The sequence below is a fragment of the Bacillus sp. Marseille-Q3570 genome (assembly GCF_946151055.1).
Lineage (GTDB): Bacteria > Bacillota > Bacilli > Bacillales > Fictibacillaceae > Pseudalkalibacillus.
The window spans coordinates 291,518-316,984 of sequence record NZ_CAMGYZ010000003.1 but is presented as its reverse complement, the minus strand read 5'-3'; the positions used below and the strand labels follow the sequence as shown (position 1 = coordinate 316,984).

The 25,467-nt window shown below is 41.2% G+C and carries 28 protein-coding genes; 8 read left to right on the top strand and 20 right to left on the bottom strand.

Annotated features, from left to right (window positions below; translation table 11 throughout):
• Positions 1-44: 44 nt before the first annotated feature.
• Positions 45-956 (top strand): 1,4-dihydroxy-2-naphthoate polyprenyltransferase, encoded by a 912-nt coding sequence (locus N8M93_RS07380; RefSeq protein WP_261130780.1) that lies wholly within the window; start codon positions 45-47, stop codon positions 954-956.
• 142 nt (positions 957-1,098) lie between these two features.
• Complete coding sequence (locus N8M93_RS07375; protein WP_261130644.1) at positions 1,099-1,485, top strand: hotdog fold thioesterase; 387 nt, start codon at positions 1,099-1,101, stop codon at positions 1,483-1,485.
• Positions 1,486-1,784: 299 nt separating this feature from the next.
• On the opposite strand, the gene N8M93_RS07370 is transcribed toward N8M93_RS07375, so the two are convergent.
• From N8M93_RS07370 to N8M93_RS07355, 4 genes are all read right to left on the bottom strand, one after another.
• Positions 1,785-3,146, bottom strand: coding sequence for an ABC transporter permease (locus tag N8M93_RS07370; RefSeq protein WP_261130643.1), 1,362 nt, complete (start codon positions 3,144-3,146; stop codon positions 1,785-1,787).
• Entirely contained in the window at positions 3,143-3,835 is a 693-nt protein-coding gene (locus N8M93_RS07365; protein WP_261130642.1) for an ABC transporter ATP-binding protein, read from the bottom strand. The genes N8M93_RS07370 and N8M93_RS07365 overlap by 4 nt, the downstream gene beginning before the upstream one ends.
• 209 nt (positions 3,836-4,044) lie before the next feature.
• Positions 4,045-5,295: a S8 family serine peptidase gene (locus N8M93_RS07360; RefSeq protein WP_261130641.1), complete on the bottom strand. Its 1,251-nt coding sequence runs from the start codon at positions 5,293-5,295 to the stop codon at positions 4,045-4,047.
• Positions 5,296-5,625: 330 nt separating this feature from the next.
• A complete protein-coding gene (locus tag N8M93_RS07355; protein WP_261130640.1) occupies positions 5,626-6,648 on the bottom strand; it encodes a MoeB/ThiF family adenylyltransferase in 1,023 nt (340 codons plus the stop codon).
• A 237-nt stretch (positions 6,649-6,885) separates the two neighbouring features.
• On the opposite strand from N8M93_RS07355, the gene N8M93_RS07350 reads away from it, so the two are divergent.
• Complete coding sequence (locus tag N8M93_RS07350; RefSeq protein ID WP_261130639.1) at positions 6,886-7,065, top strand: H-type small acid-soluble spore protein; 180 nt, start codon at positions 6,886-6,888, stop codon at positions 7,063-7,065.
• A 136-nt stretch (positions 7,066-7,201) separates the two neighbouring features.
• On the opposite strand, the gene N8M93_RS07345 is transcribed toward N8M93_RS07350, so the two are convergent.
• The 4 genes from N8M93_RS07345 to N8M93_RS07330 all read right to left on the bottom strand — a co-directional run bounded on the left by N8M93_RS07345 (position 7,202) and on the right by N8M93_RS07330 (position 10,546).
• Entirely contained in the window at positions 7,202-7,798 is a 597-nt protein-coding gene (locus N8M93_RS07345) for a response regulator transcription factor (protein WP_261130779.1), read from the bottom strand.
• Between the two features lie 7 nt (positions 7,799-7,805).
• Positions 7,806-8,885, bottom strand: coding sequence for a sensor histidine kinase (locus N8M93_RS07340; protein ID WP_261130638.1), 1,080 nt, complete (start codon positions 8,883-8,885; stop codon positions 7,806-7,808).
• A gap of 12 nt (positions 8,886-8,897) precedes the next feature.
• Positions 8,898-9,638 (bottom strand): cell wall-active antibiotics response protein LiaF, encoded by a 741-nt coding sequence (gene liaF / locus N8M93_RS07335; protein WP_261130637.1) that lies wholly within the window; start codon positions 9,636-9,638, stop codon positions 8,898-8,900.
• Positions 9,639-10,183: 545 nt separating this feature from the next.
• Complete coding sequence (locus N8M93_RS07330) at positions 10,184-10,546, bottom strand: hypothetical protein (RefSeq protein WP_261130636.1); 363 nt, start codon at positions 10,544-10,546, stop codon at positions 10,184-10,186.
• Between the two features lie 141 nt (positions 10,547-10,687).
• Here N8M93_RS07330 and N8M93_RS07325 point away from each other — a divergent pair, with 141 nt between their 5' ends.
• Entirely contained in the window at positions 10,688-10,873 is a 186-nt protein-coding gene (locus N8M93_RS07325) for a cold-shock protein (protein WP_261130634.1), read from the top strand.
• A gap of 225 nt (positions 10,874-11,098) precedes the next feature.
• Positions 11,099-11,374, top strand: a complete 276-nt coding sequence (locus N8M93_RS07320) for an HU family DNA-binding protein (RefSeq protein WP_221566520.1) — start codon at positions 11,099-11,101, stop codon at positions 11,372-11,374.
• Between the two features lie 150 nt (positions 11,375-11,524).
• Here N8M93_RS07320 and N8M93_RS07315 read toward each other — a convergent pair whose 3' ends face one another.
• The gene (locus N8M93_RS07315) at positions 11,525-12,325 is read right to left on the bottom strand and encodes an SDR family NAD(P)-dependent oxidoreductase (protein ID WP_261130632.1); all 801 of its coding nucleotides are present in this window, start codon (positions 12,323-12,325) and stop codon (positions 11,525-11,527) included.
• A 745-nt stretch (positions 12,326-13,070) separates the two neighbouring features.
• Positions 13,071-14,327 (bottom strand): OFA family MFS transporter, encoded by a 1,257-nt coding sequence (locus tag N8M93_RS07310; protein ID WP_261130631.1) that lies wholly within the window; start codon positions 14,325-14,327, stop codon positions 13,071-13,073.
• Between the two features lie 418 nt (positions 14,328-14,745).
• Here N8M93_RS07310 and fdhD point away from each other — a divergent pair, with 418 nt between their 5' ends.
• Positions 14,746-15,537 (top strand): formate dehydrogenase accessory sulfurtransferase FdhD, encoded by a 792-nt coding sequence (gene fdhD, locus N8M93_RS07305; protein WP_261130777.1) that lies wholly within the window; start codon positions 14,746-14,748, stop codon positions 15,535-15,537.
• 32 nt (positions 15,538-15,569) lie between these two features.
• Positions 15,570-16,577, top strand: coding sequence for a GTP 3',8-cyclase MoaA (moaA, locus tag N8M93_RS07300; RefSeq protein ID WP_261130630.1), 1,008 nt, complete (start codon positions 15,570-15,572; stop codon positions 16,575-16,577).
• A 245-nt stretch (positions 16,578-16,822) separates the two neighbouring features.
• On the opposite strand, the gene N8M93_RS07295 is transcribed toward moaA, so the two are convergent.
• From N8M93_RS07295 to N8M93_RS07255, 10 genes are all read right to left on the bottom strand, one after another.
• Positions 16,823-17,242: an organic hydroperoxide resistance protein gene (locus N8M93_RS07295; RefSeq protein WP_261130629.1), complete on the bottom strand. Its 420-nt coding sequence runs from the start codon at positions 17,240-17,242 to the stop codon at positions 16,823-16,825.
• Positions 17,243-17,364: 122 nt separating this feature from the next.
• Positions 17,365-17,727: an NUDIX hydrolase gene (locus tag N8M93_RS07290; protein WP_261130628.1), complete on the bottom strand. Its 363-nt coding sequence runs from the start codon at positions 17,725-17,727 to the stop codon at positions 17,365-17,367.
• A 246-nt stretch (positions 17,728-17,973) separates the two neighbouring features.
• A complete protein-coding gene (locus tag N8M93_RS07285; RefSeq protein ID WP_261130627.1) occupies positions 17,974-19,299 on the bottom strand; it encodes a DUF4179 domain-containing protein in 1,326 nt (441 codons plus the stop codon).
• Positions 19,289-19,819 (bottom strand): sigma-70 family RNA polymerase sigma factor, encoded by a 531-nt coding sequence (locus tag N8M93_RS07280; protein WP_261130626.1) that lies wholly within the window; start codon positions 19,817-19,819, stop codon positions 19,289-19,291. The genes N8M93_RS07285 and N8M93_RS07280 overlap by 11 nt, the downstream gene beginning before the upstream one ends.
• A 99-nt stretch (positions 19,820-19,918) precedes the next feature.
• The gene (locus N8M93_RS22865) at positions 19,919-20,203 is read right to left on the bottom strand and encodes a TIGR04104 family putative zinc finger protein (RefSeq protein WP_396125422.1); all 285 of its coding nucleotides are present in this window, start codon (positions 20,201-20,203) and stop codon (positions 19,919-19,921) included.
• Positions 20,204-20,334: 131 nt separating this feature from the next.
• On the bottom strand, positions 20,335-20,805 hold the full coding sequence (locus tag N8M93_RS07275; RefSeq protein WP_261130625.1) for a hypothetical protein: 471 nt from the start codon (positions 20,803-20,805) through the stop codon (positions 20,335-20,337).
• On the bottom strand, positions 20,806-22,014 hold the full coding sequence (locus N8M93_RS07270) for a Xaa-Pro peptidase family protein (protein WP_261130624.1): 1,209 nt from the start codon (positions 22,012-22,014) through the stop codon (positions 20,806-20,808).
• Between the two features lie 143 nt (positions 22,015-22,157).
• On the bottom strand, positions 22,158-22,502 hold the full coding sequence (locus tag N8M93_RS07265) for a VOC family protein (protein WP_261130621.1): 345 nt from the start codon (positions 22,500-22,502) through the stop codon (positions 22,158-22,160).
• Positions 22,499-23,563, bottom strand: a complete 1,065-nt coding sequence (locus N8M93_RS07260) for an S-adenosylmethionine:tRNA ribosyltransferase-isomerase (protein ID WP_261130620.1) — start codon at positions 23,561-23,563, stop codon at positions 22,499-22,501. Before N8M93_RS07260 ends, N8M93_RS07265 begins: the two co-directional genes overlap by 4 nt.
• Positions 23,564-23,568: 5 nt before the next feature.
• Positions 23,569-24,294: an SDR family NAD(P)-dependent oxidoreductase gene (locus N8M93_RS07255; protein ID WP_261130619.1), complete on the bottom strand. Its 726-nt coding sequence runs from the start codon at positions 24,292-24,294 to the stop codon at positions 23,569-23,571.
• Between the two features lie 188 nt (positions 24,295-24,482).
• Here N8M93_RS07255 and N8M93_RS07250 point away from each other — a divergent pair, with 188 nt between their 5' ends.
• On the top strand, positions 24,483-25,418 hold the full coding sequence (locus N8M93_RS07250) for a LarC family nickel insertion protein (RefSeq protein WP_261130618.1): 936 nt from the start codon (positions 24,483-24,485) through the stop codon (positions 25,416-25,418).
• Positions 25,419-25,467: the final 49 nt, after the last annotated feature.

Below are 25,467 nucleotides of genomic sequence, written 5' to 3'. Positions count from 1 at the left end.
TCATTATGGAACAATACTTTACAGACCCATCCAACCAAAAAGAAATGCCTGAAATCATCGAATCCAAGTGGAAGATCTGGTATCGACAGCTCCGGCCACATACACTGACTGCGTCATTCATTCCTGTATTTATCGGGGCGGCTCTTGCTAATTTCTACACAACATTAAACTGGTTGCTGCTAATTGCAATGCTTGTTGCATCGATGTTGATTCAGGCCGCTACTAATCTATTCAACGAATTTTATGATTTTAAACGTGGTCTCGATACATCAGAGTCTGTGGGAATCGGTGGTGGTATCGTCCGTGATGGCATTTCACCAAAGACAGTCCTGAATGTTGGACTTGCATTCTTCCTTCTTGCCATTTTGCTTGGAGTTTATATCAGTGCAACAACCTCGTGGTGGATCGCCGTCATCGGATCGGTATCAATGGCTGCAGGTTATTTCTATACAGGAGGTCCATACCCGATCGCTTATACACCGCTTGGTGAAGTGGTTGCAGGGTTTTTCATGGGATTTGTCATCATCCTGATCTCATTTTATATTCAGACTGGATTTATCACTACGAATAGCATGCTGATTTCCGTCCCTATCTCCATTTTGATTGGTGCAATCCTGATGGCGAATAATATCCGTGATTTAGAAGGAGATAAGGAAAAAGGAAGAAAGACATTGGCAATTTTACTTGGGCATAAAAGAGCAGTCCAATTCCTTGGTGGGATGTTCGCTTTTTCATTCGCCTGGATCCTGACGATGATTTTTATCGGACAAGCTTCTTTCTGGCTGTTGATCGTCCTTGTCAGTATTCCGAAGGCAATCAATGCCGTCAAGCTGTTCCATGGGCATCGCGAACCATCAAAAATGATGCCCGGAATGATTGCAACAGCACAAACGAACACAGTTTTCGGCTTTGCATTGACTGTCGGTCTGATCGTGAGCTATCTCCTCCAATTTTAAATTCAACCTGGCTGACCTATAAGTGTCTGATCACCTCCGCATATAACGACATTTTTGGAAAAATCGTAATGATGACGCAAAATGTAATGTTAGAGGTGTCTGACACTTTTCTTATTGGTAGCCGTCCTTAAAGGGGTGCTGTATGGACTTATCTAAAACACTTGTAAAGGCATTAGGAATGGAAGTAATCGAGGCAACGAAGGATTGTGTGAAAATTACGATGCCCGTCGATGAACGGACGAAGCAACCAATGGGATTTTTACATGGCGGTGCATCTGTTGCGCTTGCAGAAACCGCCGCCAGCATCGGTGGAGCACTGAATGTCGATCTGGAAACGCATCATGTTTTCGGCATTGAAATTAATGCCAATCCTATCAAAAGCAAGCAGGATGGTGTTGTCACCGGTACAGCGCTCCCCGTCCATAAAGGCAGAACCACGATGGTCTGGGAAATCAAAGTGACAGATGAAAATGAAGAATTGATCTGCATATCCCGGTGTACTATCGGAGTAGTAGAGAAAAGGAAATAGCGAAGAAAGGGGCTTGTCCATTGGACTGCCCCTTTTATCAACAAACCAAATTTAGAGGACAGCTGTTCCGCTATTTGCGCTGAAAATGGTGGTTTTTGAAAATTAGAGGACATCTGTTCCGCTAATTCATCAAAAAGCCATTCGATTCAACTGTTTTTATGCAGATAAGAGCTCTGGTGTCCTCTATTTTTGTTAACCATGACGAGTTCGTGTAGATAAGGGCTCTGGTGTCCTCTAAATGACTGAATCCAGACTTTTAGTTCTTTTTAATAAGAATTCCCTCTAAATAACTTCTTCACTCACACTTCTCTCCTCATCGCTTTCAACACGTCGACTTTTGTTGCACGTTTAGCTGGTCTGTGTCCAGAGATAATCGTCACGATCAGACAGATGCACACACAGATCAATGGAAGCGTCCATGGGATATATGAAAATTTGAAATCACCTGGAATCGGTTCACCAAACGCATTACTCAATATTATCGGCAATGCCCAATTGACCGCAAATGTGATCATATAGGCGACAATCGTTCCGAAAAAGGCTCCAAGAAGTCCGATATAACTGCTTTCAATCAAAAAGATCCGCTTGATCGTCGAAGGATTAGCACCAATCGCCTTCATGATGCCAATATCAGGCGCCCTTTCTGTGACAGCCATCGTCATCGTATTGTAAATACCGATCGAGGCAATGAGTATCGCAATTGTTCCGATGAATATCAATCCGCTCTTTACAATCAAGAAGACCAAATTGATTTGTTCCATTTCATTGACCACTGAATAAGTGAAATAGTTCTTCTTTTTCAGTTCTTCTGAAATCGCTTTGACATTTTCAGTATCGTCAGCAAAGATAGCCACCTGGTTATAGACTCTTTCTTCCCTGTTTTCTAATGAAGGTCTATGTTCTTCAGGTATGTCAGGAGTAACAAGCATTCCATTTGGCGTACCTGTGAACGCTTCGATATCTGCTAAAACTTTTTCCGATATGAACACGTTCTGATCCCGCATCCATTCTCTTGTCGGCTTTTTTCCTACGCCAACGACCTTAAGTTGGATGATTTTGCTTTTTTCTTCTCCATCTTCATATTTCATGACCTTCATGTCCAAAGTTTCACCTATAAGTTCACCATCATATGCGCTGCCTTCTTTTACGGTTCCATCTTCATTAAGCGGAGGAGGCTCTTCCCCATTCCACTTTGCTAAACTGTTCGCAAAATCATATCCAATCACCACTTCCTCGTCTGATTCAGGCAATCTACCCTCTGAAAGTTCAAATCCCGCCTTTGTTTCTGATGGATAATCCACTACAACAGGTGTACCATCTGTACGATATTCTCCTAGTCGGAAATCACCTTGTTGTTCAACCTGCTGTCTTCTTGTTACTGTTTTTACATGATCCACGGATTCGAAATAGTTGATGTCCTCCATCGTAATTCCATTAATTCCTTCTTCTCCATTCGTTTCTTTTCCATGGACCTGGATTTCAGTCATCAACCGATCTTGTGTAATTTCCTCAACAATTGATTTTTGCAGACCAAAACCGACTGAGGCCAGGACGATCAAGAACGCACAACCCATGGCAGTAGCAAGAACTGTCATGAATATACGTGTTTTGTTCTTCTTCATATTTTTACGTACGAATTGAAATTGATCTTTGAACCTCATGATGCATAAGCCTCCTCATCTAGAGCGCCATCGACGATTTCTATGACGCGATCCCCAATTTGAGCGACCTTATCATCATGAGTGATGATTAAGAAAGTGATGCCCAATTCATGGTTAAGCCTCTTGATAAAATCCAACAGATCGTCTTCAGTTTCGCTGTCCAAGCTTCCTGTCGGCTCATCAGCGAGAATGATCGGCGGATTTAAAATCAGTGCTCTCGCGATACTTACCCGTTGCTGCTGACCACCGGAAAGTTCACTTGGATAATGGTCCATGAACTTTTCCAATCCTACCTTTTTGAACATCTTTTCGGTTTGTGCTTTTCGTTCTTTCTCCTTGATTCCTTTTAATGTTAGTGCCAACTCCACATTTTCGAAAGCTGTCATGCTTGGAATCAATTGATAGCTCTGAAAAATGAAACCAAGATTATTCAAACGGAAATCTGCCCATTTACTTTCGTTAAAATCAGTGACCTTTTGATTATCGATAAAAATTTCACCTTCAGTTGGTTGAATATAGCCACTTATTAAATTAAGCAAAGTCGATTTACCTGAACCGCTTCGACCGACAATGGTCACGATCTCACCGGCGTTAACTTTCAGATTGATACCTTCCAGTACAGGGATCACCGTTTCTTTGCCTTTCTTTCCAATCTTGAACTGATGGCTGAGTCCCTTGACTTCAATCATTCATTTCCCCCCAATTTTCTATAACACTTCATAGATAAAGACGTAATTTATGTAAAATAGTTCAATAAAGAAAACTTGAAAGAAAACTTGGGCAAACCCAACCTTTAGCGTAAGGTAGCCTTAGTGCGCTTATACTGAACAATCTTTTATAAAAGAGCCCAAAAAAGAAACTGACCTTTTAAAGGCCAGTTCCTTGTGAATGCAGTCAGTTATTGAACTGTCGGGAAACCGAATCCAGAAGCGATGTCATCACCGCTGCCAGCATATTGTCCACCAAGGATGTCATTTGCTTTTGCCCGGTTTTGAAGTTCAGTTCTAAGATCTGAATTCGATAATGATGGGTTCTCTGCCCAGATTTTCGCCGCTAAACCAGAAACGTGAGGTGTTGCCATGGAAGTTCCGCTGATCGTATTATAAGCGCCATCCTTCCATGTTGATTCGATTGCTCTACCTGGGGCAGAAACTTCTACATCTCTTTCTTGGATGACATAATCTCCATCTGTATCAAGATTTCCACGAGATGAAAAATCAGCTACACGGTACGTCCCATTTTCTTGTACATCTTCAAGAGCCGCAACTGCAACAGCGTCAGCAAGCCCACCAGGGTAACCGATCGTATCAGGATTCGGCCCATCATTTCCTGCAGCAGCAATAACCAATGCGCCATTATTCATCGCATAAGTTACCGCATCCGATATAAGAGCATCCTTTGAGCTGGATCCTAGTGACATGGAAATGACGACATTCACACCAAGACTATTTCCTTGGTCAGCAGCATGCTTGATTGCATTTGCAATGTCATCTGAATAACCGAATCCGCTATTTCCTAACACTTTATATGCCCAAAGCTTGGATTCTGGAGCCACACCGTAAACACCTTGGCCATCAGCCCCTCCATTTGCTAATACGGTTCCGGCAACATGCGTACCATGACCGTTTTTATCATCACATTGTCCATCTAAAATCGGAGAACGATTAGAACTGAAGTCTTTACACTGTTCTACGTTTTCAACCAGATCGACGTGATCAGTATAAGTACCTGTATCCAATACGGCTACACGGACACCACTTCCGCCACTTGTCGCAGTTAGGTTGGAGTCATTATACATCGCTTCCATTCCCCATGGCGTCTGATCGGAAGGTGTAGCAGTCCGGGTTGCACTTTGGCTTACTTTATCTAAATAGACTTTGTTGACAAGTGAGACCTCAAGGTTCTTGTTCTTTTTCAAAGCCTCGTATTGTTTTTCAGTCACATTCGTCGTGAAACCTTTTTCAGCGAAATCCCATCGTTTACCGTAGTTTTCTCCAGCAGATCTCAAGGCGTTCTCATTTGTGGATGAAATCAAAACTCTCAACTTTTCATTTGATTGGTTTTCTTCTTGTCCGGCTGCAAATACCCCTGACGTAAAGATCGATACCATCAAAACAGCCGTCGCCATAATTGACAATATACGTTTCATTATCCATCTCTCCCTTAATTTCTAATGAAAACTTCTCTGTGGAACCTCTGGATGTATGTATTGATTGCAAAAACTATAGTTGTTGTAAAAACTTTAAATTAAAATTATTAGCAACAACTATTACCAAAAATGACACCTCCTGTCGTTTTTTGAATTTTCAATCAATAAATTAAGATTATCATAATTACGGGGGTTGTTGTATTGGGAAAACAACAGATATAAGTGTGACAAATTCCAATAGATCCTCGCGCAATTTTCCCAACCTGTAATACTTTGGTAGTATACTTTTCCATTAAAAAAACGCCTTGTTAAGACGTTTTTCATGGTGACCTATCCAGTTATATATCGATTGTATAACGCTTTTGCTTTGTTAATATCTTTTGTTCCATGAATCAAGACCCGGCTATCTTTGAAAATGACCAGCCTGGTGTCTTCGATTTCTACTTGTAATAAGTACTGATTGCTTCTGATTTTTGACGTCAGTTGAGACAATTTGCTTTCCAGCCTATTGCGATCAATCGAAACTCCAGGTAACGGTCGGATTTGCACGGTGTCCCTTCCACATAAAACCGCTGTTTTCGAACTCAATCGCTCATCGAGATAGGGGTAGTCAGCTTCTGGACCACAGCTCAAGCAATGGGGGTTTTTCAGACGCTCGACCTTTAACGATGTATGCTGGTTATGCCATAAATCAAAATAGACAACGTTTTTTCGAAGTGCTCCAAAATCCTCGACAACTATTTTGAAGGCTTCTGCGACCTGATGGGCTGTCACCATTTGTACAGCAGGTGATATGATACCAGCCGTATCACACGTATCACCACCTGATGGAATTTTACCTAAAAGGCAAGCCAAGCATGGTGTTTCACCCGGAACAATCGTATACGTCAACCCATAGCTTCCTGTACACGCTCCATAAATCCATGGAATCCGCCACTTTTGAGCCGCATCATTGATAAGCATCCGTGTTTCGAAATTATCGGTGGCATCGATGATCAAATCTGCATCCTCTATTTGTTCTTCTATTGTCGCAGTGTTCGTCTCTTCTATCCGTTCATGGATTACAACATCCCGATTCATTTCAGAGAGGCGTTTTTTCGCAGCCACAGCTTTCGGCAATTGATTTTCAGCATCAGCTTCTGTATATAACTGTTGCCTTTGAAGATTGCTCCATTCAACATAATCCCGATCTACAATCGTCAGTGTTCCTATGCCAGCCCGGACCAGCATTTCGGCACAGCTAGCTCCAAGTGCTCCAGCACCGATCAAGAGAACATGTTTCTTTCTAATTTTTTCTTGTCCCGATCGGCCGATTTTCGAAAACCGGGTATGTCTTGAGTAACGATCATCCATCCTATTCATCTACCTTTTACCTGATCTATTTTTTTTCATCTTATCATACTAAATAAATGCTAGAACGAGGTTGCGGCTTATAAATATGAATAAAACAATACAATTGATCAAAACTAGGAAAAGTTACATTAAGAAAACTTGGCTAAGCCAAGCCATACCGCAGGCTGAGTCTTAGTTGTACTTATATTGAAGAAAGTATTTATACTTTCTTTAAATGTAAAAGGAGATGAAAAGACTATGAACGCAGGAAGAGCAAAACAAATATTAGAATCACCAAATGAAATCACAGTACATTATCGCGGAAACCCGGTGTGGATCCAACAAGTCGATGAAACTGGCAATACAGCCCGCGTCTACACTCGAGAGAATCCGGACAACGAAATGACAGTGAACGTAGCTAACTTAGAGGAATTATAAGAGAATTTGAAGAAAACTTGGCAAAGCCAAGCCTTTAGCGTAGGCTGAGCCTTAGTTGGTCTTATACTGAAGAAAGTACTTTATACTTTCTTCAAGTACAAATAACCGATCCAAGTTAAGGATCGGTTTCCCCCATTTAACTGGAGAGATTATTTCGATTTGCATAAATTGCCGCTTGTGTACGATCTGAGACGTCCAATTTACTTAAAATGTTACTCACATGAGTCTTGACAGTTTTGATTCCGATGAATAATACATCGCCGATTTCTTGATTTGTTTTCCCTTCACCGATCAAAGCCAGCACTTCAAGTTCTCTCTTCGTCAGTTCGTGATGTGGCAATGCTTTTTTCGCCCTGAACCTGTTCATCATTTTTTGCGCCACTTTGGACTCGATCACGGATTCACCTGCATAGGCTTTTTTGATCGTATCTGATATTTCATCAGCGGAAGCTGTTTTAAGTACATAACTGAACGCCCCTGCTTCTATAGCTGGAAATACTTGCTCATCATCATAAAAGCTTGTGAGAATGATGATTTTACAATCTGGAAGGATCTTGACTACTTCTTTCGTTGCCTCGATTCCATTTCCATTTTCCATGATCAAGTCCATCAGCACGACATCCGGGTCCAGTCCTTTCAGTTTTTGTACGGCTTCACTACCACTTGATGCTTCACCAATGATTTCAAAGGATGGATCAGTCATCAAATACGAGCTTAATCCCCTTCTTACCATTTCGTGATCATCTACCAGAAAAAGCTTGATCTGATTTTCCAACGCTCTCATCCCCTTTTTCAATTGGAACTTTAACATCGATTGCAGTTCCTTGACCTTTCGCAGATGTGATGGAAAAGATTCCGCCAATCTCATCACAACGTTCTTGCATCGTTTTCAAACCATAAGATGTCTTTTTCTTTTGCTTCAAGTCGAAGCCGACCCCGTTATCCCTTAGATGTATACGGATATGTTTCTGGTTGCTATCAAGTTTGATGGTGATTTTTGTTGCCTGAGAGTGTCTCAAGGCATTCGCAAGTCCTTCTTGCATCAATCTGAACAAATGGTCTTCAATTCCACGCGACAATTCAGGGATTTCATTTATTTCCGACTGGATTTCAATCCCGGATTTTTGTTGAAGCTCCTTTAGCAGATCCCGGATACCGCTATGCAATTTCTCACCTGAGAGATCAATTGGCCGTAAATGTAAAAGCAACGCTCTCATCTCACCCTGTGCTTTGTTCGCCATCACTACCACTTGTTCGATCTGAGATTTAGCTCGTTCAGGATGGGTTTCAAACAACTTCAATGCAGCTGATGACATCATATTCAGAGCAAATAACTGTTGACTGACGGCATCATGCAGATCCCTAGCCAACCGTTGCCTTTCCTCGATGGTTGCTGCCGTATGTACTTTTTCAGCGTATTCAGCTTTTTCATTCGCAAGTTTTTGTAAAGATTGGACTTGCTTTTGGATCTTTTCAGATAGCTGGTTTATTTCTGCAGAGATGACACCGACTTCATCTTCTTCACCATCACTGATTCGATAGTCATAATTTCCGCGTGATAATTTGGTGATTCCTACTGAAATTTCATTCAGTCGATTGATCAAACTTTGCCCTTTCCGAATGCTGAAGTAGATCCCTAAGATGAATGATACGACAAAAACAGCAATAGAAACCACGAGACTGATCACAATTCGATCAGCCGCGGGGTTCAAATAGTAGAGGATCTGAAATAGGAAGAAGATCAGCACAGTCGTGTAAACTGCATTCAATAAATGTGTTCTGTAAAAGAGTCTTCTGACTCCATTATGATTCTCACTCATTACATCCTCTCCCTAGACCCGGTTTATTTTCAAATCCAAAACTTGAAACTTGAAATCAAATGTCAGTTTCCTAGTTGCTTCATCATAACCTTCAGTTTTATACTTCGCCTCTTTCAACAGACCGTCCTTTTTATAATTGCCGATTTTGATATCTCCGACCTTAGTGTTGGATGTAACACAAAACTCGACATCCTCTGGAATCAGGATTTTAATATCTCCTACCCATCCTCCTAATTGGATAGTCGTTTCTTTATCTGGAATGAATGCCCGTGTGTAATCGAAATCAAAGTCAGCCACACCGTTCCATTCATCCATATCTTCTACATGCCAATTATCATCCTTCATCGAAACATCTGTGACAAAGTTACTTTTCGAATGTTTCTTTTTACGATCAATTGTTATTTTCGGCCCTCTTCCCCAAAGCATCCGGATTCCGATGTACACCAATAATAACGGCCATAAGTTAAGGATTTGTTCAAACCGGAACTCCATGACTCCTAAACGATCACCGACCAACAAACCACCAATGACCGACAAAAACAAGCCCATGAACCAACTTCCCCGACGTCCTTTTGTAAACATCGCCTCCAATAACCACTTCAAACCAAGCAACAATATTACAAAAGGATACAAGAAAACAAACGCTTCATCTATTTCCATGGAAATCATACCCAGGTTGACAAGAAGCAACATGGATCCGATAAGCACAAAAATTACAGCTACTACAAATTGTCCTCCAGACCTCAATTTCATCTGACCACACACCTTTATCTTTTATGAAGGGTCATCTTTTAAAGTTAGACAAATGTTGCCATTCCCCTTCTTTTTTACTGTTAATATAAGAATACCTCGATTGCAAGAAAGCTAGAACAATCCAGGGAACGTATTCGTCTCCGTCTCAAGACTGAGATTTCAGAAAAATGGAGTCTTTCCTGCAGTCGGAGTCTGCTCCTGTTCGGAGATGGTCCAGGTTCAGACAGGGTTTTGCTTTTTCCTCTTCTCCTGTCTGAAGTTGACCCCGTTTCGGACAGGGTTTCATTTTCCTGTCCGAATTAGCGCCTTTTCGGGACAGCTTCTCGTTTCTGGCGTCTCCTCCTGCCCCAATCAGCGCATTTTTGAGACAGGCAATCGATCTGTCTGGAGCAAACTCTTTTACAAAATAAAGAAAACCAGGCAAAGCTAAGCTTAGTCGCAGGTTGAGCCTTAGTTGCCCTTATATTGAAGAAAGTATTTATACTTTCTTTAAATACAAAAAAGGATGGCCTGTAAAAGCGCCACCCTTCTGATATTCCAATCAATCATGTGAAAACAATGATCCAAATAATGATGAAAGCTAGATTCAAACCAAGCCATGTCCATAACCATATTTTTGAGATGATATGACGGTCTTTATTGATATATAAAAACATTCCTGGCGTCACAATCCAGGTGATGAATAGAAAAAGACTTAAGAAAAACTGTACGATGGAGGAGAAATTGAACTGATCAAATGCTGCAAGCAATAAGTAAGTCGGAACAAAAAGAATGAATGGAACAAAAGCACTCCAAATCCAAGCCCTGACACGATAAAATTCAAAGTACTTCCGGTTGTGTTCAAGAAACTGTTGGATATCACTCATGAGCTGAGTGAACGACACTGTAACTTTATTCGATAATTCCATTATTTTCGCCCCCTGATGTTAATTAATATGTATGTTCTTACACATTTCATTACCTTTTTCACCCTAACCTTGAACTTCTGAACTATATTATTTTGTAAAATTGGTTATAATAGAGATACTAAGATAAAGAGGGTGGAAGCAATGGCATTTTTCTCAAAGAATCAACAAGAACCAATCCCTGAAGTGGAAACGAAAGTTTGGAGCTGTACAAACGATAATTGTTCTGGATGGATGAGAGATGGGTTGACGTTTGATTCTGAACCAGCTTGTCCACTCTGTAGTTCACCAATGAAACCGGAAGTGCGAATATTACCGGAACTATCATAAACTCATTTACAGGAAGGAAGGCCTTTTAGCGGGTCAGCCTTCCTTTATTTTTTGTATCTAATATTGATTTTCACGACAGCCATTCAATTACCACAAACAACCCGCATTTTTACCGTCCTGGATATTTTTTGATTTTTTAGAGTATGGATGTATATAAAAATCAAAACCGGTAAGAATGGTAGATACATAATGTTCTACTGAACAATATCCAAGGAGGAATAAAAAATGAACAAACGTGATTTGATTCAACAGGTTGCTGAACAAACAGGATTATCCAAAAAACATTCTACTACAGCTGTCAATGCAGTTATTGATGCGATTACTCAAAGACTTACAAACGGAGAAAACGTCCAGCTGATCGGGTTTGGTAGTTTTGAAGTCCGTGAACGCCAAGCAAGAAAAGGACGTAACCCACAGACAGGTCAAGTCATTCAAATTCCTGCAACACGTACTCCAGCATTCAAGCCTGGTAAACAGTTGAAAGAAGCTGTAAGAGCATAGCTTGTCAGGATAAAGAAAAACTCGGGCTTTGCCAGGCCGTTAGCGCAGGCTGATCTTTAGTTGCGCTTATACTGAACAAAGTATTTTTATACTTTCTTCAAGTGGAACAAATAAGGGACTATCCGACCAGGTTAGTCCCTTTTGCTTTTTCTAACGCATGACACTTCCACCAGAAATTTTAACCGATTCCCCGATAATGTTAGGTGCTGCATCGGTAAGCAAGTATGCAATCGTATTGGCAACTTCCTCAGGTTGGGTCAATTTTCCTGACGGATATTCATTTTCGATACTTTTCAATTGTTCCTCAAAAGTGATTCCGTTACGCACTGCCCTCTTTTCAATTGCTTTTATGCCCATAGGCGTGTTCACATAACCTGGACAGACAGCATTGACTCTTACTCCGTATTCGATCGCTTCAAACGCGAAAGAATGCGTGAATCCGATCAGCGCGAATTTTGACCCAGCATAGGCCGTATTCCCATAGGTTCCTCTTAAACCTGATAAAGACGAAACATTGATGATGGCCCCACGTTTCTGCTGTTTCATACTTTGATAGACGAGTTTGGTCAACATGACTGCTGATGTATAATTCAGATCCATGATGAATTCCAACTCTTCCTTTGACGTATCATCAACAATTCCGCCACCAGTTATTCCTGCACAATTCACCAATGCATACACTGGACCTAGCTTTTCAACCGCCTTATCTACAAGATGAGTTTGTTCATTTTCACTCGTCAAGTCGGCTATATGTAAATTGATATTGTCCTGTGGTGTATATTCTGTAAGCTCTTGTTTCAACAGGTCCAACTTCTTTGCATCTCTTGCGGTGATTGTTACTTTTCCACCCATCTTCACCACAGCTTTGGCTGTTTCGCTCCCAATCCCTCCACTTGCACCAGTCACAATAACATGTCGATTTTCTAGTGCATCAATTGAAAAAACATTCATCGCCGCCGCTCCTTTACATTTTTAAGAAACTTAAAAACTCAAAGTTTTAATCATGGATTGGATCGACACATTCAAAAGACACAGCTCAGGTGGTGTGAAAATTTTAGAGCCGCTCTTTTATGAGATGAGCCGATCCTCGTTGAATCCATAATCTGCTGGTATCTATAAACAATAACAATTTACCCCCAGATTGATGGATATAAACTATATGATGATTCATTTACCGAAAAAATGTTCATATGTATTCAATCCGCGTTGACATTTCTATTATAGTTTTCGACTGTCAGTACTATTTTAAGATTTTTTCAACAATCTTTTTTTGAAAGGTGTTTGTTGTTAATGGAATGGTGTAAAAAAGGGTGCTGAAAGCTTATGGCAGTGGAATGTTCAATTTATCTTTTATGTTCTAACGAATTTGTTGGTTTCAAGTGAAGTTCCCGACACTCTTGCGGACCAGCGAGCCAGGCGAGACCCCGCAGCGAAGAACTCATGAGAAGGCAAAAAAAGAGTGCAAGCTACGAGAGCTTGCACCAAAAAGGTATGGGCGGTGTCAGAGTTTTAAGGGGATTGTCTACTTTAGTATAACACGGTACTAAAGCGTTTGTTATTGGGAAAACAATTGGATTTACACCAGAAAAATCGATGGCTGACAACAAAAATTTTCCCAACTTTCCTACCCACAAAAAACAACGTCAGAATATTCGGGTTTATAGTCATTTTGTATTAGGGACATGAAACTTGACTGCTAACTCGCTAATCTATCTTTATTTTCTTTTTTCAGTTTCTTGATATCAGAACGTATAAGGATCGACACGAGAAGTGCTACTATAAATGCTCCAGCAAAAATATAAAGGGTCAGTGTATAACTTTTTGTAACTTCACGCAGCCAAGAAACAATAACCGGTCCTGCTAGTCCAGCTGCAGCCCAGGCAGTTAGAATATATCCATGGATCGCTCCTAGCTGTTTCGTGCCAAACAAATCCCCTATATAAGCTGGGATTGAAGCGAAGCCTCCGCCATAACACGTCAATATCACAAATATTGAAACCTGGAATAATAAAGCTGCTGTTGTCACTGGTAATAGGAGAAATAGAACAATCTGGATCAGGAAGAATGTTGTATACACATTCGGCCGGCCGATGTAATCTGATAAAGAAGCCCAGCCAATCCTACCCAAACCGTTGAAAAGACCCATGATTCCGACCATCGTAGCTGCAGCTGCCGCACTTAAACCAGCAATCTCCTGAGCCATTGGAGATGCAACAGATATTATTGCAATCCCGCAAGTAACATTGATGAATAACATTAGCCATAAGAACCAAAACCGTCTTGTTTTAAGAGATTCATTCGCAGTAAGCTGTGAAAGGTCCTGTGTTTTATTTTTCCGCTTGTCCATCGTTTCCTCAAAACCTTCAGGCTTCCATCCTTCAGGAGGTGGCGAAAGATACGAGGAGGATAAAAGCATGATTGCCAAATACACGATACCTAGTGTATAAAAGGTTCCTGCTATTCCTACGAGGTGGATTAATGAATTGATCACTGGACTGGCAATCAGTGAAGCAAAACCAAAGCCCATGATCGCAAGTCCTGTTGCAAGACCTCTCCTATCTGGAAACCATTTCACCAATGTAGAGACAGGCGCGATATACCCAATCCCTAGTCCGATTCCACCAAATACGCCGTAGCTAATATAAAGGAGAATAAGAGATTCAAAGTTGATCGCGAGTCCTGATCCCAAAAGTCCAAGTCCAAAAAAAAGCGCTGAGATGATACCTGATTTCCTGGGGCCATGCTTTTCTACAAAATGACCCATGAACGCCGCTGCAAGGCCTAGAAACAGAATCGCAATACTGAACGTCCAGGAAACCATGCTCAAACTCCAGTCGAATTGATTCATCAAAGGTTTCGTAAACACACTCCAGGAGTAAACCGAACCGATCGATAAATGGATACCTACACCACATAAAGCAATTAACCAACGATTTTTCACCTTATCTGACACATTATCTCCCCTCACATTCTAAAATTTGTGAAGCAACTCTTGATGACCTTTCTTGTTGGTAAAAATTTCTGTGATGATTTTGTAAAATAGTATCATGTAAGCGCATTCATAACAAATATTTTGATTTTCGAAAGGAAAACGCACCAAAAAAAGAGTGCAAGCAACGAGTGCTTGCACCAAAAAAGGTATGGGCGGTGTCAGAGTATTAAGGGGATTGTCTACTTCAGTATAACATGGGATTCTCTTTTCCGTTATTGGGAAAATTCCGCTTTTTTAACTTCAAAAATCGATTGAATTTGAGAAGAGTTTTCCCAATATAGTCATTTCCAGCTCCTTTTTCAAACACCTCAACCACATAAAACATGGAAATGAGATATAATGATGGAAGAAACCATTGAACTATGGAGCGAGGGATACGATGGAGGAGATCATGAAAACAAGGCGCAAAATCAAAGCCTACCAGGATGGTAAAGTGACAGAAAAAGAAGATATCGTTGCTACAGAATATCCGCTTACCATTAGGGTGAATGGCAATGAATTTGCTACAATGGTATGTACACCAACTCATCTTGAAGAAATGGTGATCGGTTTTCTTGCATCAGAAGGAATCATCCGTATTTTTGAACGTGATGTCACTTCCATCTCTTTGGATGAAGATAAAGGATTTGCCTATATTGAAACCACTTCAGAAATCACTCCTTCGATTCACGATCATACGAAACGTTTCATCGGATCCTGTTGCGGTAAAAGTAGACAATCCTTTTACTTCCAAAATGATGTGAGAACCGCAAAGTCATCAATGTCAAAAGAAAAGATAACATTTAAGCAAGGTATCAACCTGATGAATGAGCTTCAATTATCAAGCGGTACGTTTCACGAAACAGGTGGCGTCCACAATGCTGCCATATGTACACAAGAGGGAATCATCGTTTCACGTACAGATATCGGCAGACACAATGCCCTTGATAAACTTTACGGACATTGCTTAATGAATAAGATCAAAGTACAAGATAAAATCCTTGTTTTCAGTGGACGGATTTCTTCTGAAATTCTTATGAAGGCTGCAAAAATCGGAGTTGGCATCCTACTCTCAAAATCCGCACCAACTGAACTTGCCCTCCAAGCTGCTGAAGACTTGAATATAACAACGGCTGGTTTCATAAGAGGAAATAAGATGAATGTTTATACACACCCAGAACGGATTATTTGAATTACCAATCCATTAGGAGGTGACAGCCCGCTATGAACGTTTTGGACCAACTACAACGTCCACTCCGTGATATACGGATTTCTGTTACTGACCGTTGCAACTTCAGGTGTCATTACTGTATGCCTGCTGACATATTCGGTCCTGATTACGAATTTTTAAAAAAGAATATGCTGTTGAGCTTTGAAGAAATAACAAGACTAGCTCAATTGTTCCAAGACACTTCGGGAATCAAAAAGATCCGTATTACAGGCGGCGAACCCTTAATGAGGAAAGATTTGCCAGGTTTGATCGAGATGCTTTCTTCCATTGATCATATTGAAGACATCGCGATGACGACCAATGGTTCTCTTTTGCCGAAGTATGCGAAGCAATTGAAAGCTGCAGGTCTGCATCGTGTAACGATTAGCTTGGACACACTGGATGACGAACGTTTCAAGAAAATCAATGGACGCGATGTTTCAGTGGATACGGTTTTAAAAGGTATTGATGCTGCCAAAGAGGCAGGCCTAGGCATCAAGATGAATATGGTCGTCCAAAAAGGAGTCAATGACCAGGATATAGTACCGATGGCCAAGTATTTCCGTGAACAAGGCATCATCATACGGTTTATCGAGTATATGGATGTCGGGAATTCGAATGGCTGGAAAATGGATGATGTCTTCTCAAAAAAAGCGATCATAGAACGAATCAACGAAGAAATGCCGCTTGAACCAATCGAACCAAATTATCAAGGTGAGGTAGCGACGAGGTACCGATACCAAGGATCCGATGACGAAATCGGTATCATCTCCTCAGTCACAGATGCTTTCTGTTCATCCTGCAACCGAGCCAGACTTTCTGCAGAAGGAAAGCTCTTCACCTGCCTTTTCTCATCGAAAGGACATGACTTGCGCGGTCCTTTGCGGAATGGTGCTACGAATGAAGAAATGAAGGAAATCATCAAAGGGATATGGACAAATCGGAAAGACCGCTATTCCGAGGAGAGAACGGCACACACGAAAAGAAAATCCAAAGTGGAAATGTCCCATATAGGAGGATGACTGCATCAAGCAGTCATCTTTTTTGGCTCTTTTAAGTGTTCGCCCGATGAATGAAAACGAATACTGTAGAATTCTCCCAAATTGAATGACAGGACTCCACTAAAGAAAACGGCAAAGTCAAACCTTTGGTGCAGGCTGAGCCCTAGTTGCGCTGATACTGAAGAAAGTATTATTATACTTCCTTTAATTGAAATAAAAAAACTGGCCATAAAGGCCAGTTTCACGAAGTGTATATTTTTCAGTTTCTAAACAGCTTTCGTATTGAGTTTTACGTCAATATTACCTCGGGTCGCTTTTGAATATGGACAAAAATCGTGTGCTTTCTTCACTAGATCTTCGGCATCTTCTTGACTGACGCCATTCACTTCAACATTCAGGGTAACACCAATCTTAAAACCGTTGTCACTAGAATCCTTCATAAAACTGACATCGGCTGTCACAGTGGAGTCGATTTCTTTTTTCTCTCTAGAAGCCATCAAATTCAGAGCGCCATCAAAACACGCTGAATACCCGGCTGCGAATAACTCTTCAGGGTTTGTCCCTTCCTTATCCGTATCATCTGTGGGCATTACAAGGTCATGGTCGATTTGCCCTGTATCTGATTTGACATGTCCTTTTCTTCCACCTTTTGCTGTCGCATGTGATGTAAACAATACGTCACTCATCCTGATCTCCTCCTTTATTATTTCTACAGTGGCTTTCTCAGAAACTAATAATACTTTTACAATTATCTGTTCCTGTAATTCTACTTTTTAAAACACTTTTCTTTGAGGTGTCCACTGTGCCATCAAACTTTACCTTGGTATACATAAGGGATGGAATTTTCCAGGAAACGCTCAATCCCATTTGGAGGATAGGACATCCATTCATTAGCTGTGCGGATATCCATCCATTCTACATCGGAAATGGTCTCTGTATCTTGAATTGAAATCTCACCCTCGATGATTCTTGCGTTAAATGTGAAGAATACAGCGTGATGCCCATTCTTTGTCATGAAAGCTTCATTAACAGCCACAAGATTCTCCACTTCGATTTTCAATCCTGTCTCTTCCCTTGCTTCCCGAACTGCAGCCTCTTCCAATGTTTCACCAACTTCTACTGCACCATCAGGCAACGTCCAATTGTCATACTTCGTGTTATGTACAATCAATACTTTTTTCTTCTATTCATCAAATATGAGTGAATAAGCTACATCTACTCGTTCCACTTTACCTTGTCCCTTCCTGTTTTGATAATCTCGCCAACATAGTATTAAAGTAAACTTTGGCTCAGCCAAGCCTTTGGTGATGGCTGAGCATTAGTTGTACTTTGTTGAAGAAAATATCTTTATACTTTCTTTTAGTGCAATATGGGACTGCTCGGATGGAACCGAACCGCCCCATAAGAAATACTGCTGCTATTTGATCTTTATTTTGAACGGATCCTGGATACGGTACGGATAATCAATGATTTTAAAAACCACTTTATTTGAATCCGTTAAATTATTTACGCTTAAAAAATACCTTAGGAGTTTTGGATCTTCAGGGGAGTTAGAAAATCCTGATGCCCCTCTATTTTGATTTTGAGTTTTATATTCAAGAATATCATAAAAATGGTTTTCTTTATCTACCTCAGACATTCTAATCAAAAACTCAAATTCAACATCCATACCTTCACGATTGATTTGATCCAATTGGATCCTCCCGTCGCTTGGCGCTTGGGTCAACTTTTCGTCCTGAAGATCGACAACAACCTCTTGTTCATCCTTATCAATTGCCCTGATTGAACTACCGGACAAATAAAGCTCCTCAGGCTTCCGGAAATAGTTGCTCTGAAAGTACAGCGTAAAGTCGCCATCTTGACCCGAACTGATTATGCCGTTCTGAATCGGCTCCCACACTTGGCCCGTATCATCCATCAGCTTCAAATCATCAAACCTGAAGAGCTGCATCTCATTCGTTTCATCATATTTAATGTGAAGTGCAATCAGCGTAGGATCGATTACAGCTTTTTCGAAGTGGATTTTCTGTTTTTCCATCTCAACTGTTTCCATAATCTGAATGGTTTCTCGTGTATCCGCATACCACTCTTTTTTGATTGGAATCTCGATATCCCACTCCGAATCCAGAGTCCTGGCTTCAGTATGGATAGCGGAAGGAGAATCTGCATCTTGTAATGTTAACTTCAACTGGACTACTTCTGGAACTTGTACATCTTCTGCATATGTCGCAACAATTTTACCATTCATTTTCTTATTTTCCTGTAGATTTTCGCTTTCATGCGGGTCTCCGTATTCTATGCCTGCTTGTATTTCTTCTCCATTCCCGTCCAGCATATTGATGCGGTGCAAGCGCAAATATTCATGATCCCTAGTGGTTTCAACAGAATAGAAAAGAATCATCCTTGCCTGATCAACGATGATTCGATCCACAGATAAAGTAATTCCTTCATGTGTTTCTTTTTCATTCACCTCATGAATGAAATCATTTGAAATTGCATCTTCCAAGCCTTTGTCTCCCTGGATCATTTCGACAATCACTTGCATTCCGGGTAATGTCTTGATTGTATCGGCAAACGCTGGTGAGATGCGTACGCTGGTAATTAACAACAAAATCAGTGCCATTGAAGTTGCGAGGCTGACAATCGACCTTCTCTGGATCCGTTTAAACCGTTTGCCTTTCTGGATTCCCTTGTGAATGTAATGGTCAATCGACTCAGGTGTACGTATTTGTTTATCGTCCATCAGCAGCACCTTCTCTCTCCAACTGTACTCGTAATTGTTTTAGTGCTTTATAGACCCACGTCTTTATCGTACTTTCTGGTCGATCTAAAATTTGTGCAATCTCTTTTGTGGTGAATCCTTGATAATATTTTAGAAAAATCACCTTCTGAAGATTTTTCTTCAAACTCATGATCTTTTCTTTTAAGACAATGCGATCATTGAGATCAAATTCGTCAGAAAGTGCTTCTTCGTATTCTATCAACCACTCGTCATGGATCAGCCGCTTCTTTTTCCGGACCTCATTCAGGCAATAGTTTGTCAGAATCCTCAGCAACCACGCTTTTGCTGAGGAAGGATCTTTAAGTTTCCCTATGGAACGGTATGCTTTGAAGGTCGTTTCCTGAATGGCTTCAAGCGCATCATGTTCATTATGGAAATATCTATAAGCGACATGATAGAGCAGTTTTTTATGAGTATGTATGATTTCTGTAAAAGCGTCTTCGTCGCCGCGCTTCGCTCTTTTTACAAGCTCCTCCCCCATGATTTCCCCCCTACTTCTTTCTTCTTCTAAATATAAGACACATCAGATATCAAAAAAGTTTTAAGTGATATAAAAGAATATTATTTCTTATGAAAAAACCTAATTCCTGATTTGCTTATACTCTACTAAATAGGGTGCAATCAAAAAGCCAAGAATAGCGATGCATAAACCTATTATCATAGTGAGTAAACCGTTAATAGGGGACAAATAATAACCAAAAATCAAAATTGGTAAAACAGTCAAAGATGTCATCATAAACCTTGAAAGGAATGCAATCTTATGTTCTGAATTACACTCGCTACATGGAATAGGGCTATAAAACAAATTTGCTCTCAAGATTTTACTCCACTTAAATGTAGTGTTACAGTTCTCACATTTTGGCAAAATACAACACCTCCCCTACTACAAGTTCAGCATACAAACTTTTATGCTATTGAGAGTTCTGTCCATTGAAAAAAGCTGAAGACTCTAATTGAATCCTCAGCTTTTCTCTCCATTCCAAGAACGTACATGATTCACACATTAAAAGCAGGAGGTTTTTCAATTGATATTCTTCTTAAGATCACTTCTGAAGAAACGTACTCTCCGATATAGACATCTTCAAGCATTTCCTTCAACCATCTGAACCTTCCAGTTGTAAGCCCATCGGCTAATGGAAATTTTTCAGAATAATTGATTGCTATTTTAGAAGGAGCAATTTCTTCGACCACTGTTTTCAAAGTTTCGTCAAGATCACCCTGTTGGTACGTCCTGACCTCATCAAATAAACCGCATTCTTCGATGTCCTGGGCATCGATCGTACTGCAGACTGCAAGCTTCCGATCATCCCTTGTTATGAGAAAAGCTCCAGGTCCCACGGTTTCAACACCTGTTACGAACGGAAGACATTGGTCACTCCCCTCACTTGTAAAAATGAGCCATAGAGCGATTTGTTGTTCATTTAACACCTCTACTGATTTCTGCAAGTTCTCTTTTTGAAGACTCATTCAATTCACCCCTTCATATGGGATCGTGATGATTTGAAGCTGACGCTTGCTCAAAACTTCTGGTCCATGATCAGTTACCAGGACATTCTCTTCGACCAGCATGCAGGGAAGTCCATGATCCTGGATGACGGTCGGTTCAATGGCATATATCTCCCCTAGTTGGATCTCGCCTTCTACCTGGGGACGAGGTGGTGTCCTTCTTGGTCCAAGGATGGTCCCCCCATCATGTGTCGCACGACCGACCTGATGTCCTACTGAGTGACGGATGGTCGGGTACCCATGTTCCTCAATACACGCCCGGCCGACTGCATCGACCTCATAACCTTTCGTACCTGGTCTTAATGCATCGATTGATCTGGAAATCGCCTCAAGGGCAGCTGCAAAAGCTTTCTGCACATCTTCCGGCGGTTCAATTTCGCCTTCTTTCAAGAAATAGCACGTTCTCGCAATATCTGATACATAGCCTTCACACCGTAAACTGAAATCGACGATCACAATGTCCCCCGGTTTGACCGTATGATCACCTGGTTTCCGATGTGCAAGTCCACACCGTACAATGCACACAAGCGGCAAATCATAAGGCTTCCCTAACCCGTTTGTGACACCTCTTGATTTCATTCCATCAACAAACAGCTGTCCTATTTCTTTTTCCGTCATCCCCACTCGCATTATCATGAAGGCTTCCTGAAAAATATCCGTAGTGTGGTCGACCGCTTTTTTCACTGCTTCAATTTCCGCTTCCGATTTGACACATCGCAATTGTTGCAGGAGTGGTTCACTCGACACTTCAATCTGCTGCATTTTCACCGGTCCGATCAACTGCTCCAGCCAATGATAAAGGCCTAATGAGAGTCCATCATACAAATGATCAAAAAGCGAAATGTTCAACGCCAATTTTTGAGGATCAAGTGTATGGAACACTTTCAGGAACACCTCATCCATATGCCCGTCATATGTAATGACGTCTGAAAAGACTTCCGTCTGTTGGAAAACCTGATAATCTTCGTTAGAAACGATAGCCTGGTGTGATCCATTTTTATTGATGAAGATTGCAGTTTTATCCTTCGGTAGTATATCCGTCACAAATGGCAGGCTTGGATCATAGCCTTCCCTCGTTAAAATGAGCCATGTGTCTACATTATGTAAATCAAGTAAGTTGACTGCAGCTTCCAACTTTTCATGGACGATCTGTGCACGCGCAACTGTCATAACCCTCCCCCTCTCTATTTGGTTAATTAGAGAAAAGATGATGATATCCTGCTTACAGGTAAATTCTTCTGGATAATATACTTCCAAATCCGCTCACTAATTTTATAAAATCAACAAAAGATGGATGCAATTTCACATCCATCTCAGTTCGTTTGAAGCAATTCGATGATTTCTCCGCTCGGTCCCAATATGAAAGCCGATTTCCACCCATTTTCAAATGAATATGGTCCTTCGTACAACGTGAATTCCGGATTTTTCTCAAGCATAGCATCAAGATTTTCTACTTCAAATGCAATGTGTTTGTTCGACGTCAACTTCAAGCTTTCATCGACCAATACCAGCTCCAGACGAAATCCATTCAATTGCAAGAAGATGATTTTTTCACCTAACAGCTCGATTTCAGATTCATACTTGAACCCGAGTTTTTCGTAAAATCGGACAGCTCGCTCCATGCGATTCGTTTCAATCGCGACATGGTGGAATGTCATTGTGCAACTCCCCCACTGATAAAGTTCATGTCCCCGAATTCATGCCATAGGTATTTTTCTCTAATCGCTTCCTGATAGGCCTTTTTCAAAAGACGAGGTGAGATGAACGCTGACAACATATCAAGATGACTTGCTTCTGGTTCATGGAATCCGGTGATGAGGCCGTCCACGACGTTCAAGGAATAGTCTTCGTGGATGTGCAGGTTCGTCCATCCTTTTTTCGAAACTGGGTTACCTTGCTGATCGACAGCAGATTCAAGGGCACGGACGACCGTAGTCCCCACTGCAATCACCTTTCCTCCTGATTGTTTAGTCTCATTGATTTCATGGACAGTTTCACCTGGAACCTCATATTCTTCAAGACTATCAGCTGGAGCTACTTGCCACTGATCGTTTGTAAAATAGCTTAACCCGGTATGAAGGGTAACGGTCGACACCTTTACACCTTTTTTCTTTAGACGAAGCAGCATTTCCCAGCTGAACGCCCTTCCTGCCGAAACCATTTCAACAGACCCTGGAACAGTCCCGTAAACCGTTTGATAATGTTCGAGACTCCAATCGTGATGGATATATTCATAACGAATCGGCTCTCCTAACGTATACAACTGATTGTAGAGCTCATTTCCCCTTGATGAAAAACAGACCGTCACAAGCGGCTCTTTACGATTGATCGATCGCACGAAAGCAGTCAGGTTCGGGGAAAAAACAAGGACATCGTTTTTTTGAACCTTTGCATCCACAATCAGAACCTTCCAAACCGAGTTGCTCTTCCTTTGCGCAAGCCGGATTTCAACATTTTCTTGGACAATCCTGCAGTCTCTTCTTATTTTCACCTTGAAAGAAGCTGGAAGCGTACGGCTTATATTTAATACAAGTAAATCACCTTTATCCAGATAGTTTTCTAAATGATGAAAATGATCATACCTTGTTTCTCCATTGACTTGATCGAGAACCATCATTTTGACATGATCCCGTCTCAACCCTCTTACTTCTGGAGGCATCGAGGCATTCAATTCACCAGGGAGATGGAATTTCAACGGTTTCTTTGCAGCTAACACCATACCATTCACCTCTTCCCTACCACAAAGCTTTGCGCTTCTAGCCGTTTTCCATTTTCGTGCTGTGATGCATCAGATGCGAGATAAAGAAAGACATCTGTCAAATCTTCTGGTTCTGCAAGCTCATAATCACAATCCGGAACAGCAAGGTCGTGCATTTCCGTATTCATCTCACCCGGGTCGACCATATTGATTCGGACACCGGTCTCTTCCAATTCATCCGCCCAAATTTCGGTCAATCCTTCCAATGCAAACTTGGAAACTCCATACGCTCCCCAGCCTGCATAACCAACATTCCCCGCTTCAGAGGTAACGTTGATGATCGAACCAGAATCTCGTTGCAGCATACCTGGCAAAACGCGTTTCGTAAGTCTGAAAGGACCTTCTGCATTGACACGCAAGACATCCAGAAAATCGTCCCCAGGATAATCTGCTAAATACGGCATCGGACTTGGTCCAAGTCTGGACGCGTTGTTGATGAGCACATCAATTTTTCCGAAATTCGATTCTGTCAGCGAAACGAAACGCTCGATATCTCTTGGATCGGATGAGTCAGCAGTTACTGCAAGGACCTCAGCCCCTAATGCCTCGAGTTCTCTTGCCGCTTCATCCAGTTTCACTTCACCACGAGCACAAATTGCAAGATTCGCTCCATTTTTCGCAAATGCTCTCGCGACTGCTCTTCCTAGCCCTTTAGATGCCCCGGTAATCATGACGACCTGTTTTTCCTTCATTTATAAGCAACTCCTTAAGTGTTTGATTTCTTAGTTTTAGTTTATTGAAGAAATCGTTTCTTTTCGTCAGAACCGAGATTGAACTTTTCCTACCTAAATGGACCGATGGAAAGTCTAAGACCGCTCTACACCCAAAGATGTAGAAAAGTGTTAAACTATAACTAACAACTAACTTCAGGTGGTTTAAGATGAGATTAAAAATGCTTGTCAGCAATGGTTTGATGATGCAAAGCGTTTATGAAGCATTATTGATGATTCCATATGTACAGGAGTATTCAAAAGCGTGTGGTGGATGGATGGAAAACGGAAATCCAGAGGAGAAAGATCAGGTTCCTGGACTTACCGATAACCCTGACATCGACCAAAAAGAATTGCACGCTTATCGGTGTGTAACATCGTTGATGGAAACCTGTAATATAACGATTGAATTGGTCGAAACGCTCGATATAACCAAAAGGGATCTACAAAATCCTGAGCATACACATCGATTAATATCCCTTCCCTGTACCCTTGTAAAAGAGGCGTCCTTATCCAATCCTGCCTCTTTCTTTCTCGCTGACTATGTCACAGTTTCACAGGAGCCAATGTTATTTGAAAAGAGTTATCAAGGAAGTTGCGGTAATCAATTGACCACACTTTTTGTAGTCAGTGAAAAGGACCCTGCACATCGTAAAGAACATGTTGATGAGCAGATGATCATGTTGGAAACCAATATCGATGATTGTACCGGGGAAATGATGGGCTATACGTTAGAAGTCCTTCTAAATAATGGGGCTAGTGATGTTTACTTCACACCGATCATAATGAAAAAGAATCGACCTTCCTACAAACTGTCTGTCCTTGCTTCTTCTGATCAAACAGAAAAACTAGAATCATTGCTATTTGAGGAAACATCAAGCCTGGGTGTCCGTTCTTATCCTGTCTCATGTCACCGATTAGGAAGAAAGGTCATTAATGTGGAAACTGAGTGGGGTGCTGTCTCTATAAAACTAGGGATTCATAAGAACAAAGTCATCCAGGTTTCACCGGAATTTGAGGACTGCAGACTTCTGGCTGATAAAAATGGAATCCCATTCAAAAGAGTGTATGAACAAGCAAAAAAGATGGCTTTAGATATGATCTAGGGCCATCTTTTCTTATGCTGTATTCTGAAAGATTGTTGCTTTTGAGTCA

Bases quoted from the DNA above. Each gene is read 5' to 3' on its own strand.
- fdhD (WP_261130777.1), top strand. From the start codon at position 14,746: ATGGAGGAGATCATGAAAACAAGGCGCAAAATCAAAGCCTACCAGGAT.
- N8M93_RS07330 (WP_261130636.1), bottom strand. From the start codon at position 10,546: ATGGAATTATCGAATAAAGTTACAGTGTCGTTCACTCAGCTCATGAGT.
- N8M93_RS07380 (WP_261130780.1), top strand. From the start codon at position 45: ATGCCTGAAATCATCGAATCCAAGTGGAAGATCTGGTATCGACAGCTC.
- N8M93_RS07315 (WP_261130632.1), bottom strand. From the start codon at position 12,325: ATGAATGTTTTTTCAATTGATGCACTAGAAAATCGACATGTTATTGTG.
- N8M93_RS07265 (WP_261130621.1), bottom strand. From the start codon at position 22,502: ATGACATTCCACCATGTCGCGATTGAAACGAATCGCATGGAGCGAGCT.
- N8M93_RS07350 (WP_261130639.1), top strand. From the start codon at position 6,886: ATGAACGCAGGAAGAGCAAAACAAATATTAGAATCACCAAATGAAATC.
- N8M93_RS07365 (WP_261130642.1), bottom strand. From the start codon at position 3,835: ATGATTGAAGTCAAGGGACTCAGCCATCAGTTCAAGATTGGAAAGAAA.
- N8M93_RS07360 (WP_261130641.1), bottom strand. From the start codon at position 5,295: ATGAAACGTATATTGTCAATTATGGCGACGGCTGTTTTGATGGTATCG.
- N8M93_RS07250 (WP_261130618.1), top strand. From the start codon at position 24,483: ATGAGATTAAAAATGCTTGTCAGCAATGGTTTGATGATGCAAAGCGTT.
- N8M93_RS07375 (WP_261130644.1), top strand. From the start codon at position 1,099: ATGGACTTATCTAAAACACTTGTAAAGGCATTAGGAATGGAAGTAATC.
- N8M93_RS07280 (WP_261130626.1), bottom strand. From the start codon at position 19,819: ATGGGGGAGGAGCTTGTAAAAAGAGCGAAGCGCGGCGACGAAGACGCT.
- N8M93_RS07370 (WP_261130643.1), bottom strand. From the start codon at position 3,146: ATGAGGTTCAAAGATCAATTTCAATTCGTACGTAAAAATATGAAGAAG.
- N8M93_RS07340 (WP_261130638.1), bottom strand. From the start codon at position 8,885: ATGAGTGAGAATCATAATGGAGTCAGAAGACTCTTTTACAGAACACAT.
- N8M93_RS07285 (WP_261130627.1), bottom strand. From the start codon at position 19,299: ATGGACGATAAACAAATACGTACACCTGAGTCGATTGACCATTACATT.
- N8M93_RS07320 (WP_221566520.1), top strand. From the start codon at position 11,099: ATGAACAAACGTGATTTGATTCAACAGGTTGCTGAACAAACAGGATTA.
- N8M93_RS07325 (WP_261130634.1), top strand. From the start codon at position 10,688: ATGGCATTTTTCTCAAAGAATCAACAAGAACCAATCCCTGAAGTGGAA.
- N8M93_RS07345 (WP_261130779.1), bottom strand. From the start codon at position 7,798: ATGGTAAGAAGGGGATTAAGCTCGTATTTGATGACTGATCCATCCTTT.
- N8M93_RS07275 (WP_261130625.1), bottom strand. From the start codon at position 20,805: ATGAGTCTTCAAAAAGAGAACTTGCAGAAATCAGTAGAGGTGTTAAAT.
- liaF (WP_261130637.1), bottom strand. From the start codon at position 9,638: ATGAAATTGAGGTCTGGAGGACAATTTGTAGTAGCTGTAATTTTTGTG.
- N8M93_RS07270 (WP_261130624.1), bottom strand. From the start codon at position 22,014: ATGACAGTTGCGCGTGCACAGATCGTCCATGAAAAGTTGGAAGCTGCA.
- moaA (WP_261130630.1), top strand. From the start codon at position 15,570: ATGAACGTTTTGGACCAACTACAACGTCCACTCCGTGATATACGGATT.
- N8M93_RS07355 (WP_261130640.1), bottom strand. From the start codon at position 6,648: ATGGATGATCGTTACTCAAGACATACCCGGTTTTCGAAAATCGGCCGA.
- N8M93_RS07295 (WP_261130629.1), bottom strand. From the start codon at position 17,242: ATGAGTGACGTATTGTTTACATCACATGCGACAGCAAAAGGTGGAAGA.
- N8M93_RS07260 (WP_261130620.1), bottom strand. From the start codon at position 23,563: ATGGTGTTAGCTGCAAAGAAACCGTTGAAATTCCATCTCCCTGGTGAA.
- N8M93_RS07255 (WP_261130619.1), bottom strand. From the start codon at position 24,294: ATGAAGGAAAAACAGGTCGTCATGATTACCGGGGCATCTAAAGGGCTA.